The organism is Azospirillum sp. UENF 312511, from assembly GCF_058780635.1.
In genome coordinates this window covers 7501-20886 of record NZ_JBSNCG010000003.1, presented here as the reverse complement: position 1 = coordinate 20886, position 13386 = coordinate 7501, and the positions used below count along the sequence as shown (strand labels likewise).

The following is a 13386-nucleotide window of genomic DNA, read 5'->3' as shown; positions in this document are numbered from 1 at the left end:
CCATGCTGAAGGTATCGGGCGTCCACACCTTCTACGGCGCCATCGAGGCGCTGAAGGGGGTCGACATCGAGATCGGGGCCGGCGAGATCGTCTCGCTGATCGGCGCCAACGGCGCCGGAAAGTCCACGCTTCTCATGACCATCTGCGGCAGTCCGCGCGCCCGCATGGGCCGGATCACCTTCGAGGGGCAGGACATCACGCAGATGCCCACCTACGAGCTGGTCCGCCTGGGCATCGCCCAGTCGCCGGAAGGTCGGCGGATCTTCCCGCGCATGAGCGTGCTGGAGAATCTGCAGATGGGCTCCATCACCGCCAAGCCGGGCAGCTTCGCCAACGAGCTGGAGCGGGTCCTGACCCTGTTCCCGCGCCTGAAGGAGCGCATCAGCCAGCGCGCCGGCACCATGTCGGGCGGCGAGCAGCAGATGCTGGCCATCGGCCGCGCGCTGATGAGCCAGCCGCGGCTGCTGCTTCTCGACGAACCGTCGCTGGGCCTCGCCCCGCTGGTGGTGAAGCAGATCTTCCAGGCGGTGAAGGACATCAACCGCGAACAGAAGATGACCGTGTTCATGGTCGAGCAGAACGCCTTCCACGCGCTGAAGCTCGCCCACCGCGGCTATGTGATGGTCAACGGCAAGGTCACCATGTCGGGGACCGGCGCGGAACTGCTGGCGAACGAGGAAGTGCGTTCGGCCTATCTGGAGGGAGGTCACTGATGGACGGCGTTCTCGGGTCCTCTCTGCCGGTGTTCCTGGGCCTGACGGTCCTGGTGTTCGGCGGCTGCGGCGTTTTGACCGGCCAGACCCTGGCCGAAGGCTGGAAGCCGCTGTCGAGCGCCATCGCCTACTCCATCCTGCTCGGCTTGGGCGACCGGTTCCTGGTCTGGGGCCTGTTCGGCGGCCAGCTCCTGTCGGTGTATGGATTCGTGGTGCACACCCTGGTGATCGGCGCGATCACCCTGACCACGTACCGCATTTCCATGGCGCGCCGGATGGTGTCCCAGTATCCTTGGCTGTACGAGCGTTCAGGACCCTTCGGCTGGCGCGAGCGCGTCGGCGGAACGCTCGCCGAGTGATTGCGAATTCCATAAGTTCGATCGCGACCAGGACGCGGGTGAAACTGTCGCACTTGGCGATGATCGGACTATAGTGGAACCTTGTCGGCACCGGTGCCCCCAGCCCTTGGGGGACCGGTGAAAAGGCCCCGGCGGGGCCGGCGTACGACTCATAACAGGGAGCCAACGAAACTATGAACTACAAGCTTTCCCTCCTCGTTGCGGTTGCGGCGACCGCTATGACCGCCTCGGTGGCGAAGGCCGACATCGCGGTGGCGACCGCCGGCCCGATCACCGGCCAGTACGCCACCTTCGGCGAGCAGATGAAGAAGGGCATCGAGCAGGCGGTCGCCGACATCAACGCCGCCGGCGGTGTCCTGGGCCAGAAGCTGAAGCTGGAAGTGGGCGACGACGCCTGCGACCCGAAGCAGGCCGTCGCCGTGGCGAACCAGCTTGCCAAGGCGGGCGTGAAGTTCGTTGCCGGTCACTTCTGCTCGGGCTCCTCGATCCCGGCCTCGCAGGTCTACGCCGAGGAAGGCGTCCTGCAGATCTCCCCGGCCTCGACCAACCCGAAGCTGACCGAGCAGGGCCTGAAGAACGTTCTGCGCGTCTGCGGCCGTGACGACCAGCAGGGCCAGATCGCCGGCAAGTATCTGCTCGACAACTACAAGGGCAAGAACGTCGCGATCCTGCACGACAAGTCAGCCTACGGTAAGGGTCTCGCCGACGAGACGCAGAAGGCGCTGAACGCCGGCGGCCAGAAGGAGAAGATCTACGAAGCCTACACGGCGGGTGAGAAGGACTACTCGGCGCTGGTGTCCAAGCTGAAGCAGGAAGCGGTCGACGTCGTCTATGTCGGCGGCTACCACACCGAGGCCGGCCTGCTGGCCCGCCAGATGAAGGATCAGGGCCTGAACGCCCCGATCGTGTCGGGCGACGCGCTGGTGACCAACGAGTATTGGGCGATCACCGGTCCGGCCGGCGAGAACACCATGATGACCTTCGGCCCCGACCCGCGCGAGATGCCGGAAGCCAAGGACGCCGTGGAGAAGTTCCGCAAGGCCGGCTATGAGCCGGAGGGCTACACCCTCTACACCTACGCTGCCCTGCAGATCTGGGCGGAGGCGGCCAAGCAGGCCAACTCGACCGATTCGGCCAAGATCGCCGACGTGCTGCGCAAGAACACCTACAACACGGTGATCGGCAAGATCGGCTTCGACGCCAAGGGCGACGTGACCTCTCCGGCCTACGTCTGGTACCGCTGGAACAACGGCCAGTACGCCCAGGTCAAGTAATCTGGCCGTACGATTCGTTGTCTTTCAGGGACATGATGTCGTGCAAAGGCCCGGCGGGAAACCGCCGGGCCTTTTGCTTGGCGTGGTGACTGCGGTGTGGGTCAGAGGGTGGCCGGATGCGCCGACATGGGGGGCGCCATGGGGGGCGACGTGTGAGGGGGTGCCACAGCCGGGGAGCGCTCCGCCAGAAGCCTCTCCGAAGTGTGCATCACGTCCCGCCAGAAGGCGGCGGCGCGCAGGTTGTTCGCAGCCGTGAGTTCGACGAGGCGGACGCGGCTGATGCGGATGGCGGACTCGCCCAGTTCTTCCACGAGGCGGGTCGCGAACAGGAGCACGTCGTGATCGATTTTCATGACGGCATCAACACGCCGGACCGGCGGTTTGTTCCGCAGGTGCGAAGGCGGTTGTTGCAGCACCGCTACATCACGGCTTCGGTATGCGTGGCGCGCACAACGGACACTCGCCAACCGGGGGCGGTTTGGTGTTTGAATGGTCCGCCGTATCCGCAAGGTTGGCGGGTTTGACGTTTTTGGGTTTTGGAGATCGGATATGCGCAGAAAGCGCGAAGTCGTCGAAGGTCAGATGTTCCGCAAACTGGGTCCCGGCGGCGGCATTTGGCAGGTGATCGCCATCCGCAAGGATGGGTTGGGCACCCAGCACGCCCAACTGCAGCGGTCCGACGACCATAAGACGTTGAAGACTTTGGCAGTTTCCGCCTTGCTGGACGTGAACCAGTTCGAGATGGTCGCCGAACCGCAGGATTGATCCGCGCTCCGGCGCCGCTTCCCTTTTTATTTTTTGAACCGTCGCGGACGCACGTGCCCTGCCCGAGTCCGGGTGCCGCCCTGTGTCCGCTTCGTTGGACGTAGGCACAAATCCACCCCGAAAGTTATGAATATCATCCTTTTGTGTTAGGAAGAATTCGCTGTCCGAATGCTTCGAACTCAAATGAATAGGAAGAGTAAGACAAACGTTCGAGTAATGCAGAAATGCAACATCTCTGCACGTCTTATCACAGAGCCCTTGTGACGGTGGGAGGTTGCTGTTATTTCGAAGTCATGACGCTTCAACCGCCGACGGAATGCGGCGGGCTCGCCCGATGAAGGTCAGTGTGATCAGACACCAACCTTCCGAACGGTTCGCATCGACAGCCCCGGCAACGCCGTGCACAAAGGAAAGAAGAAAATGACTCTGCGTGGGATTCTGCTCGGAACGGCGCTCGCAGCGATGCTGCCGACCGCCGCCATGGCCGCGACCGAGGGCTTTTACGTCGGCGCCGGCGCCGGCGTGAACTGGACGCGCGACGCCGATCTGCGCTTCGAGAACACCCCGACGGACGCCAGCACAAGCTTCAAGCTGGGCGGCATCGGCGACATCTCCGCCGGTTACGCGACCGCCGCCGGCCCGCGCGCCGAGCTGGAGTTCGCGTGGCGCTGGCGCAACTCGATCGACAGCACCGACAGCTCCAACGCGGCGGTGAACGGTCTGGGTGGCAAGGCCAGCTCGCTCGCCTTCATGGGCAACGTGCTGTACGACATCAAGACCGGCACCGCCTTCACGCCCTACATCGGCGTCGGCGCCGGTATCGCCCAGGTCCGTCTGGACCTCGGCGGCTTCGATGACCGCGACTGGGTGTTCGCCTACCAGGGCATCGCCGGCGTGTCCTACGCGCTGACCCAGAATCTGGCCCTGACGCTGGACTATCGCTACTTCGCGACCCTAGATCCGAAGTTCGATCTGGGCGGTCCCGCCGGCCTCGCCACCTCCACCGTGAAGGGCGAGTACCAGAACCACACCATCCTCGCCGGCCTGCGCTACACCTTCGGCGCCCCGGCGGCCGCTCCCGCGGCGGCCCCGATCGCACCGGCGGCTCCGGTCCAGGCGCAGCCGCAGTCGGAGTATCTGGTGTTCTTCGACTGGGACAAGGCCAACATCACGGCGGCGTCCGACAAGATCATCGGCGATGCCGCCGCCTCGGCCGGTCAGGTGCGGGCGGTCAGCATCCATGTGGTCGGCCACACCGACACCTCGGGCTCGCCGGCCTACAACCAGCGGCTCTCGCTGCGCCGCGCCGACGCGGTGAAGAACGCGCTGGTCGGCAAGGGCGTCGCCGCCAACCAGATCACCGTTGAAGGCAAGGGCGAGACCCAGCTCCTGGTGAACACCGGTGCGAACGTCCGCGAGCCGTCGAACCGCCGCGCGCAGATCCTTATCCGCGTGCAGTGATCCGGCGGGCCGGCGGTCCCGTTCCGGGCCGGTCGGCGCGATCAGAACAGGGAAAGGGCGTCGCCACCGCGGCGCCCTTTTCGCATCTGCGGCAGAAACACGCGCGGCATTGCGGAATCATGCATCAATTGTGGCATGAAACCTCCGGTCGGCGTATGAGGTTCATACCGGAAGCCGCACTTTGGTTTGAGACGACCGAGGCCGGCCCGGTCCCAGCGGACCCTGTCCCATCGGGTCATCCCCTCCAGCCGCCTTCGCCGAAGCAGGGTTGTCATGCAGGTATTGATCGCCGACGATCACTCCATCGTTCGCAGTGGCCTGACCCATCTGGTTGGGGAGCTGGACGAACAGGCCAAGGTGGCCGCGGCGACCAGCTTCGGCCAGTTGAACCAGCTGCTGGATCAGGGGGCCTACGACCTCGTCATCATGGACCTGCGCATGCCGGGTCTCGGTGGGCTGGACGATGTGGAGGCGGTGGTGAAGCGGGTGGCGCCGGTGCCGGTCGTCGTCTTCTCGATGATCGATTCGCCGGACGAGATGCGCGCCGTGCTGTCGCGGGGGGTGCGGGCCTTCATCCCGAAATCCACCGACGACGTGCTGGTCGTGAACATCCTGCGGCTGGTCATGGCCGGCGGGTCCTACGTGCCGCCGGTGCTCGGCATGCCGGGGATCGCCCAGACGCCGGCCGCCGCCAAGCCGCATGAGCCGAGCGTCTTCGACGGCATGACCCGCCGCCAGCTGGAGGTTCTCGACCTTTTGGCCCAGGGCCTGTCCAACCAGGAGATCGGGGAGCGGCTGGGCCTGAACCTTTCCACCGTCAAGACCCACGTCACCGGCGTGCTCAAGGCGCTGGGGGTGGGCAGCCGGACCCAGGCGGTGCTGCTGGTCAAGGAATCAGGCCGCGACCGTCTCGTGTAGGCTGCGGACCAAAGGGACCCCTACGGCGAACACTGTTCCACGCCCCTCGACGGAGCGAAGCTCCAGCGGATGGCCGAGTAGCCGGGCCAGTCGGTCGACGATGGCCAAGCCCAGCCCGATCCCCTCGCTGCGGTCGCGGTCGGGCCGGTCGAGCTGGACGAACTCCTCGAAAATGCGCCGGCGGTCGGCCTCGGCGATGCCCCGGCCCGTGTCGTAGACCTCGATCCACGCCGTGCCGCCGCGGTGCCGACAGCCCATCAGCACGCCGCCCTGTTCGGTGTAGCGCACCGCGTTGGTCAGCAGGTTGCGCAGGATGCGTTCCAGAAGGAACGGGTCGGTCCGCACGGAGAGGTCCGTCGGCACGACGCGCAACCGCAGCCCCTTGTCCTCGGCGATCCCGGTGAACTCCGCTTCCAACTGGTCGAACAGGGCGGACAGCGCGACGTCGGCGGGTTTCGGCTCGACCACCCCCGATTCCAGCTTCGAGATGTCCAGGATGGCGTTCAACAGGTCGTGCATGGACCGTTGGGCCAACCGCAGATCCTTCACCAGCGCCAGGGCGCGGGGCTTGTCGAGCTGCCGTTCCAGCATGCCGGTGAACATGTTGATGGCCTGGAGGGGCTGCTTCAGGTCGTGACCGGCGTGGGCGAGGAAGCGCGACTTCGCCAAGTGGGCCTGTTCCGCCGCCACCTTCGCGGTGTGCAGCTCGGCGGTGCGGGCGCGCACCTGGGCTTCCAGAGTGACGTTGGTCTGCTCCAGCGCCTGCGTCATGCGGGTGATGTCCGCGAACTGGCGTTCCACCTGCCGGACCATCGGGCGGAAGATCACCAGAACCTCGGCGCACAGGGTCAGCAGCGTCAGGATCAGGGCGGCGAAGCCGAGATTGTGCAGGGTTGCGAAGCCGCGTTCGCCCGCTTCCTGGTAGCGCGCCACCATGTCCTCCAGACCCGCCAGCAGCGGGCCGAGGGCCTGATGGGTGACGAGGTCGGCCTCGGGCATGTCGGGTGGCAGGCCGGCGGGGCCGGCGGCGATCACCGCGCGCAGCGCGGCGATATGGCGGAGCACCAGATCGTTCAGCGGCTCCGGCCCGTCGAAATAAAGGCGCCGCACGTCCTTGCCCATGGCCGGCCCCTCGTCGGCGCCGGTCAGGCGCCGGTGGGCGCGCTCGAACATGTCCGTCGCCTCGGCCAGGCGGGCGGTCAGGGCGCTCCGCTCGGCATCGGTCCGGGCGTTGCGGAGCTGCTCCGCCAGCAGGGCGGTGCGCTGGGACAGCATGCGCTGGCGGCCCGAGATGTTCACCACCTCCAGCATGTCGGCGTGCTGGTCGATGACGCGTTCGGTCATGACGAAGCCGGCCAGCGTGCACAGCGCGATCACCCCGAGCGCCAGCCCGTAGCGAAGCGTCATCCAGCGCGCCGTGGTGTTGCCGATGGGGACCATGCCGTCCGTCCTTCCGGTGCGGACCTTGACGACGATCAAGGTCGGGTGGTGCACGAAGGATCACTGTACCGCCATCGCCGATGCGCGGCATTCGCGAATGCAGCAAACTCTGGGCGACGGATAAGGAAGGGGAGGGCGACCATCATGGCGATCAGTCGCGCGGATCTGTTCCGGGGACGCCTCCGGTCCGAGCCCGTTCCGTCCGAGGCGCCTCAGGCCATGGTGGCGCGCATCGGTGCGGCGTGCCTGTCCTACACCGGGACCGATTGCCGGATGTGCGGCGACCATTGCGACCACGCGGCGATCCGCTTCCGTCCGCTGGGGCGCGGGCGCTGGCTGCCGATCATCGAAGAGGGTGGTTGCACCGGTTGCGGCGACTGCGCGACCGTGTGCCCGGTCAAGGCCGTGACCATGGAGGTGGCGACCGCCTGAATGTGCCGGCCGGGGTTGCCGGCCGAATCTGGGAACGCTGCTTCTAAACCCTCTGTTGGTAAGGCGGTTTCATCCCCTGTCTGCCAACGGAGACACACATGTGGTGGCGCAACGTAACGCTGGTCTACGCCGCGGCTTTTACGGCGATCGGCATACTGGGCTTCATTCCGACCTTCCTGTCCCCGCCCCCGGAAGGCATGACCCTCGCCGTCGAATCCTTTCACGGCTATCTGCTCGGGCTGTTCCCGGTGAACCTGCTGCACAACGTCGTGCATCTCCTGTTCGGCCTGTGGGGCTTCTTCGCCTACTTCTCCAGCCGCCTGGCCTCGCGCAGCTATCTGCGCAGCGTCGCCGTGGCCTACGCCGTCCTGACCGTCCTCGGTTTCATCCCGGGTCTGAACACGCTGTTCGGGCTGGTGCCGCTGCATGGCAACGACATCTGGCTGCACGCCGTCCTCGCCATCGTGGCCGGCTATGTCGGCTTCATGGTGCATGAGACGGAGGCCGGCACGGAGAAGCGCGCCGAGTGGCGGGCGTAACGGCCCGGCCGTCAGGCCGCGTCGTCTCCTTGAAAGCCGCAGGCGGCGAGCGCTGCACGCATGTGGGGCGGAACCGGCGCCACTGCGCCGACCGCCTCGCGGGAGGGGTAGAGGGGCAGCGAAATGGCCCGCGACTGAAGGTGCAGCGGATGCCCCTCCGGCCCGCCATACTGCGGATCGCCCAGCAGCGGGCAGCCCAGCGCCGTGGCGCAGTGCACGCGGATCTGGTGTGTGCGCCCGGTGTGGGGCTTCAGCTCCAGCCACGTCATGCCGTCGCCGCGGCCCAGGACCCGGTAGTCGGTGACGGCGCTCTGCCCGTCGTCGGCCACGACGATCCGCCAGCCGCCGGTCTTGTTGGTGACCTTCTTCAAGGGCAGCTCGATGCGCCCCTGCTCCTCCGGCGGAGTGCCGGCGACGACCGCCCAATAGGTCTTGTCGACCTTGCCGTCCTGAAACAGCTTGCCCAGCTTGCGCAGGGCTTTCGGGTGCCGCCCCAGGATCAGGCAGCCGGAGGTGTCGCGGTCCAGCCGATGGGCGAGCCCCGGCGGCTTCGGAAAGCCGAAGCGCAGGGCATCGAAGTGGCGCTCCAGATTCGGTCCGCCGCCCGGACCGGCGTGGACGGGCAGGCCGGCGGGCTTGTCGATGATGAGCATCAGCCCGTCGCGGTAGAGAACGCGGGCCTGGATTTGTTCGGGTGTCATGGTGCCTTAACGGACGAGTCGGTCAGTCTTCCTCATCCTCTTCGGGGTTGAAAGCGGCTTCGTCAACCATTGTCAGCACGTCGGGCCGGATCGCGGCCAGGGCAAGCAGAACCGTCCGGACCGTTTTCGGAGCGTGGGCATCGCCCGCGACCGCAGCCACCAGCGCGTCGGTTACCGGTGGAGCGGCGGGGAGACGGCGGCGGATCGCACGGATTTCCTTCTCGATGGCCTTGCGCTCCTCCGCCACATCGTTGGCGTAGTGGGGCTGGTAGCGCATCGAGAAATCGTGCAGGCGCCGATTGACGATGACCTCGGCGGCGAACAGGGCGCGGCGCTGGGCATCGGCGATCTTGGCGGTCAGGTCGTCAGACATGGCAGGCCCTTGAACGGCAGACACTTGCCCCCACCCTGACCCTCCCCCGCTACCGCAGGGGAGGGAAAAGGCACGGGCGTCAGGCCAGCTTCAATTCCTTGAAGAAGTCGTTGCCCTTGTCATCGACGATGATGAAGGCCGGGAAGTCCTCGACCTCGATGCGCCAGATGGCTTCCATGCCGAGTTCCGGATACTCGATGCACTCCACCTTCTTGATGCAGTCCTGGGCGAGACGGGCGGCGGCGCCGCCGATGGAGCCCAGATAGAAGCCGCCGTGGGTCTTGCAGGCCGCGGTCACCTCGGGGCTGCGGTTGCCCTTGGCCAGCATGACCATCGAGCCGCCCGCCGCCTGGAACTGCTCGACGAAGCTGTCCATGCGCCCGGCGGTCGTCGGACCGAAGGAGCCCGAGGCGTAGCCTTCCGGAGTCTTGGCCGGGCCGGCGTAGTAGATGGGGTGGTTCTTGAAATAGTCCGGCAGCGGCTCGCCGGCATCCAGCCGCGCGCGCAGCTTGGAGTGGGCGAGGTCACGGGCGACGATCAACGGGCCGCTCAGCGAGAGGCGGGTGCGGATCGGATACTGCGTCAGCGTGGCGAGGATTTCGCTCATCGGCTGGTTGAGGTCGATCTTGACCACCTCGCCGGCCAGATCGCCGTCGGTGATCTCCGGCAGATACTTGGCCGGATCGGTCTCCAGCTGCTCCAGGAAGATGCCGTCCTTGGTGATCTTGCCAACCGCCTGACGGTCGGCCGAACAGGACACGCCGATGCCGATCGGCATGGAGGCGCCGTGGCGCGGCAGGCGGATGACGCGGACGTCGTGGCAGAAGTACTTGCCGCCGAACTGGGCGCCGATGCCCATGCTCTGGGTCAGCTTGTGCACCTCGGCTTCCATGGCGAGGTCGCGGAAGGCGTGCGCGTCCTCGCCGCCCTCGGTCGGCAGGTTGTCGAGGTAGCGGGCCGAGGCCAGCTTCACCGTCTTCAAATTCTGTTCCGCCGACAGGCCGCCGATGACGATGGCGAGGTGGTAGGGCGGGCAGGCCGAGGTGCCGAGATAGCGGATCTTGTCCTCGAGGAACTTCAACAGCCGGTCCGGCGCCAGCACCGACGGGGTGGCCTGATGCAGGAAGGTCTTGTTGGCCGACCCGCCGCCCTTGGCCATGAACAGGAACTTGTAGGCGTCCTCGCCCTCCGCGTAGATTTCGACCTGGCCCGGCAGGTTGTTGCGGGTGTTCTTCTCCTCGTACATGGAGATCGGGGCGAGCTGGCTGTAGCGCAGGTTGCGCTTCAGGTAGGCGTCGCGGGCGCCTTCGGACAGCGCGGCCTCGTCGCCGCCCTTGGTGAAGACGCGGCGGCCCTTCTTGCCCATGATGATGGCGGTGCCGGTGTCCTGGCACATGGGCAGCGTGCCGGCGGCGGCGATGTTGGCGTTCTTCAGCAGGTCGAGCGCCACGAACTTGTCATTCGGCGAGGCTTCCGGATCGTCGAGGATCGCGCGGATCTGGCTGAGATGGCCGGGACGCAGCAGGTGGTTGATGTCCTTGAAGGCCTCTTCGGCCAGCAGGCGCAGACCTTCCGGCTCGACCTTCAGGATCTGCTCGCCGTCGAACTCGACGACCGAGACGTGATCGGAGGTCAGCTTGCGGTAGGTCGTGTCGTCCTTGGCCAGCGGAAACAGCGTCGCGGCGCCGCGGGCGGGGCTGATGTCATCGGGCATTCGGGGGGCTTCCTTCCTGTTTTTGGGTCACAGGCCCCGATGCGGCGCGTTGGAGCGCGCAAAAGGGCCAGGGCCACGCTCGCGCACCGTTATACACCCCTGCGCCCGCCGCACAACGGGAACGGAACGCCCTGCGGCGTTAAGGAAAGGGTCTGACCTCGGCCTCGAAACGATGCGGCCCGGCCCCATCGCCGAGGCGCTGGATGCCGGGCCGCAACACACCAACACGGACAAGACCTTACGCAGCGCTCTTGAACTGTTCGTTCAACTCCACCTGTCCTTCGACCACCGGCTCCGCCGGGGCGCCGACCCATTCGGTGTGGGCCGGGATCTCCTCGCCCTTCATGACCAGGGTCAGCGGGCCGAGTTGGGCGTAATCGCCGACGCTGGTGTCGTACAGCACGGTGGACCCGGCGCCGATGGTGACGCCGCGGCCGACCTTCACGCGGCCGACCTTCATCACGCGGTCCTCGTAGAGGTGCGTCTGCAGGGCCGACAGGGCGTTCACCGCGCTGTGGTCGCCGACCGAGACGCAGTCGAACTCGGTGATGTCGGTGGTGTCCATGAAGACACCCTCGCCGAACTTCGTGCCGAACAGGCGCAGCACCCAGGGCAGCATCGGTGTGCCGCGCAGATGGTCGAGCAGCACCTTGCCGGCGAGACCCCAGTAGAGCACCGCCACCGCTTCGGTCTTCATGGCCCACCAGGACCACATCGGCTTCACGGTCGGCGTGTAGCGGCCCATCAGCAGCCACTTCACCAGGATGACCACCGCCACCATCGCCACCGGGATGGCGACGCTGACGCCCAGGAACTGCGCCAGGAAGGCGCCGTAGCGCTGCTCCAGGATGGCCGGGGCGAACAGCTCGACCGCCAGAGTGCCGAAGGTGATGAACAGCATCGTCGGCATCGACAGGCTGAAGGCCTCGAACACCGCGCGGCCCAGGCGGCGGGCCTTGGACGGCTCGTAGGTCCAGTTGGCGCCGACCCCGTCGAAGCGTTGGCGCACCGGCAGCTTGATCGGCGGGCTGCCGAACCACGTCTCCCCGGCGGACATCGCCTCGTTGGCGGGCGGCTTCGACTTGATGCCGATCAGCGAGCCGGTGGGGATGCAGGCGCCCGCCGGCACCACCGCGTCGTTGCCGACGAACACGCGCGCCTCGGTCTTCACCGGCTTCAGGAACATCCAGCCGCGGCGGATGTCCTCGTCGCCCAGAACCACCTCGTCGGCGATGAAGCACTTCTCGCCGATCTCGACGAGGTCGTAGCGCCCGGCGAGGTTGGTGGAGATTTCGGCGTCCTTGCCGATCTTGGCGCCCATCAGCCGGTACCACGCCCGCATGTAGACCGTGGCGTAGAGCGAGCTGAGCGTGTCCAGCATCACCTCGGTGGACAGCGCCACCATCCATTTGCGCAGGTAAAAGCCGCTGTGCACCGAGTAGGTGCCGGCCTCGACGCGCGGCAGGACGATCCAGCGCACGGCGGCGATCATGCAGACCGTAACCGCGACCAGCGCCATGGCGGTCGGCCAGGCGATCAGCGGCAGGTAATAGAGGTAGCTGACGCCGAACACCGACCCCAGCACCCCGTCGAGATTGTCGAACAGGTAGAAGGCCGGAAAGATCGGCATCAGCGAGATCGGCGGCAGGGCCAGCAGCATCGCCGTGTAGAAGGCGGCGTTCAGCCCGCGGCGCAGCCGTCCGGCGGTCGCCGGGGCGGGCAGCTCCGCCCGGTCGACGCTGCCGACGCGGCGGGCGGGCGAACCGTCCCAGCGCTCATAGGCGCCGGTGCGGGCGCCGGCGGGCAGGGCGGTCAGGTCGGCCAGCTCCGTGCCGTGACCGACCACCGCGTCCATGCCGATGACGCAGGACGTGCCGATGTAGGCGTCAGCGCCGATCTCCACCGCGCCGATGACCAGCTCGTTGCCGATCACCTCGGCGTTCGCCAGCTTCACCTTGCCGCCGATCGAGGCGCCGGCACCGATGGTCACGAGGTCGATGGCCCCGGATTCGAACTCGCCGATCAACGCCTCGTCGCCCACCTTGGCGCCGAGCGCGCGCAGGAGGACCCGCATGACCGGCGAGCCCTGGAACCACTTCAGATGGACGAGGCTGATGAAGCGCTGCGCCAGCCACCAGCGGTAATAGTAGGTTCCCCACAGCGGGTAGCGCCCGGGCTTCGTCCGCCCGATGACCAGCCATTTGGCGGCAACGGCGATCACCACCGTGGCGGCGTTGATGACCATGTAGACGCCGAGCAGCGTGACGATTTCCTGGAGGAAATTGGCGTCCTCGCCGGACAGCAGCATGTAGCTGACGAAGACGCCGAGCCACTGCGCCGTCATCAGCGCCAGGATGAAGGGCAGGGCCGCCGCCTGTGCAGCACCACAGAGGAAGCGGCGGAGCAGGGGAGGCGGCGTGAAGGAGCGGTCCTTGCGTTCGGCTCCGCCGCCGTTGCCGCCGCGCGGAGCGCGGGCGTCCAACCGCTCGGCCATGGCACGCAGGCTGCGGGCGCCGTAGACGTCCTGCAGGGTCAGCCCGTCGAGGTGCCGGGTCTCCCGCACCGCCGACACGAACCGCGCGGCGAGCAGCGAATGCCCGCCCAGATCCATGAAGAAGTCGGCTTCCAGCGGCACCGCCTGACCGGGGAAGACGCGCTTCGCGGCCTCCAGCAGGGCGGCCTCCGTCGGGGTCTGCG

The 13386-nt window shown here is 66.9% G+C and carries 14 protein-coding genes (1 of these 14 only partly in view); 8 read left to right on the top strand and 6 right to left on the bottom strand.

Features of this window, described 5'->3' with window-relative positions:
* Nucleotides 1-2: 2 nt before the first annotated feature.
* From ACWPN7_RS11410 to ACWPN7_RS11400, 3 genes are all read left to right on the top strand, one after another.
* Nucleotides 3-713, top strand: a complete 711-nt coding sequence (locus tag ACWPN7_RS11410; protein WP_014240352.1) for an ABC transporter ATP-binding protein — start codon at nucleotides 3-5, stop codon at nucleotides 711-713.
* A complete protein-coding gene (locus ACWPN7_RS11405; protein ID WP_038527921.1) occupies nucleotides 713-1072 on the top strand; it encodes a DUF6867 family protein in 360 nt (119 codons plus the stop codon). Before ACWPN7_RS11410 ends, ACWPN7_RS11405 begins: the two co-directional genes overlap by 1 nt.
* Nucleotides 1073-1245: 173 nt before the next feature.
* Nucleotides 1246-2346, top strand: coding sequence for a branched-chain amino acid ABC transporter substrate-binding protein (locus tag ACWPN7_RS11400; RefSeq protein ID WP_038527919.1), 1101 nt, complete (start codon nucleotides 1246-1248; stop codon nucleotides 2344-2346).
* Nucleotides 2347-2447: 101 nt separating this feature from the next.
* On the opposite strand, the gene ACWPN7_RS11395 is transcribed toward ACWPN7_RS11400, so the two are convergent.
* Nucleotides 2448-2699, bottom strand: coding sequence for a hypothetical protein (locus tag ACWPN7_RS11395; RefSeq protein WP_038527917.1), 252 nt, complete (start codon nucleotides 2697-2699; stop codon nucleotides 2448-2450).
* Between the two features lie 196 nt (nucleotides 2700-2895).
* Between ACWPN7_RS11395 and ACWPN7_RS11390 the strand changes: the two genes are divergently transcribed.
* The 3 genes from ACWPN7_RS11390 to ACWPN7_RS11380 all read left to right on the top strand — a co-directional run bounded on the left by ACWPN7_RS11390 (nucleotide 2896) and on the right by ACWPN7_RS11380 (nucleotide 5490).
* Nucleotides 2896-3111: a hypothetical protein gene (locus tag ACWPN7_RS11390; protein WP_038527915.1), complete on the top strand. Its 216-nt coding sequence runs from the start codon at nucleotides 2896-2898 to the stop codon at nucleotides 3109-3111.
* A gap of 420 nt (nucleotides 3112-3531) precedes the next feature.
* Nucleotides 3532-4572, top strand: coding sequence for an OmpA family protein (locus ACWPN7_RS11385; protein WP_038527913.1), 1041 nt, complete (start codon nucleotides 3532-3534; stop codon nucleotides 4570-4572).
* Nucleotides 4573-4845: 273 nt separating this feature from the next.
* Complete coding sequence (locus tag ACWPN7_RS11380; RefSeq protein WP_459198075.1) at nucleotides 4846-5490, top strand: response regulator transcription factor; 645 nt, start codon at nucleotides 4846-4848, stop codon at nucleotides 5488-5490.
* On the opposite strand, the gene ACWPN7_RS11375 is transcribed toward ACWPN7_RS11380, so the two are convergent.
* Nucleotides 5467-6984 (bottom strand): ATP-binding protein, encoded by a 1518-nt coding sequence (locus tag ACWPN7_RS11375; RefSeq protein ID WP_247881640.1) that lies wholly within the window; start codon nucleotides 6982-6984, stop codon nucleotides 5467-5469. The two genes, ACWPN7_RS11380 and ACWPN7_RS11375, sit on opposite strands and share 24 nt — an antisense overlap.
* 90 nt (nucleotides 6985-7074) lie before the next feature.
* On the opposite strand from ACWPN7_RS11375, the gene ACWPN7_RS11370 reads away from it, so the two are divergent.
* Together ACWPN7_RS11370 and ACWPN7_RS11365 are read left to right on the top strand one after the other, a co-directional pair.
* Nucleotides 7075-7362 (top strand): 4Fe-4S dicluster domain-containing protein, encoded by a 288-nt coding sequence (locus tag ACWPN7_RS11370; protein WP_051657844.1) that lies wholly within the window; start codon nucleotides 7075-7077, stop codon nucleotides 7360-7362.
* 98 nt (nucleotides 7363-7460) lie between these two features.
* Nucleotides 7461-7901 (top strand): DUF4383 domain-containing protein, encoded by a 441-nt coding sequence (locus tag ACWPN7_RS11365; RefSeq protein ID WP_014240362.1) that lies wholly within the window; start codon nucleotides 7461-7463, stop codon nucleotides 7899-7901.
* An 11-nt stretch (nucleotides 7902-7912) separates the two neighbouring features.
* Here ACWPN7_RS11365 and ACWPN7_RS11360 read toward each other — a convergent pair whose 3' ends face one another.
* From ACWPN7_RS11360 to ACWPN7_RS11345, 4 genes are all read right to left on the bottom strand, one after another.
* Nucleotides 7913-8602, bottom strand: coding sequence for an RluA family pseudouridine synthase (locus tag ACWPN7_RS11360; RefSeq protein ID WP_103040981.1), 690 nt, complete (start codon nucleotides 8600-8602; stop codon nucleotides 7913-7915).
* Between the two features lie 22 nt (nucleotides 8603-8624).
* Entirely contained in the window at nucleotides 8625-8975 is a 351-nt protein-coding gene (locus ACWPN7_RS11355) for a hypothetical protein (protein WP_459198076.1), read from the bottom strand.
* A 79-nt stretch (nucleotides 8976-9054) separates the two neighbouring features.
* Nucleotides 9055-10689 carry a fumarate hydratase gene (locus tag ACWPN7_RS11350; protein ID WP_103040983.1) on the bottom strand — a complete coding sequence of 545 codons (1635 nt, stop codon included), beginning with the start codon at nucleotides 10687-10689 and terminating at the stop codon, nucleotides 9055-9057.
* Between the two features lie 238 nt (nucleotides 10690-10927).
* Nucleotides 10928-13386, bottom strand: partial view of a Pls/PosA family non-ribosomal peptide synthetase gene (locus ACWPN7_RS11345; RefSeq protein ID WP_459198077.1) — the 3' portion only. It continues 1525 nt past the right edge of the window; the window shows 2459 of its 3984 coding nt (coding positions 1526-3984); the start codon falls outside the window, past its right edge; its stop codon occupies nucleotides 10928-10930.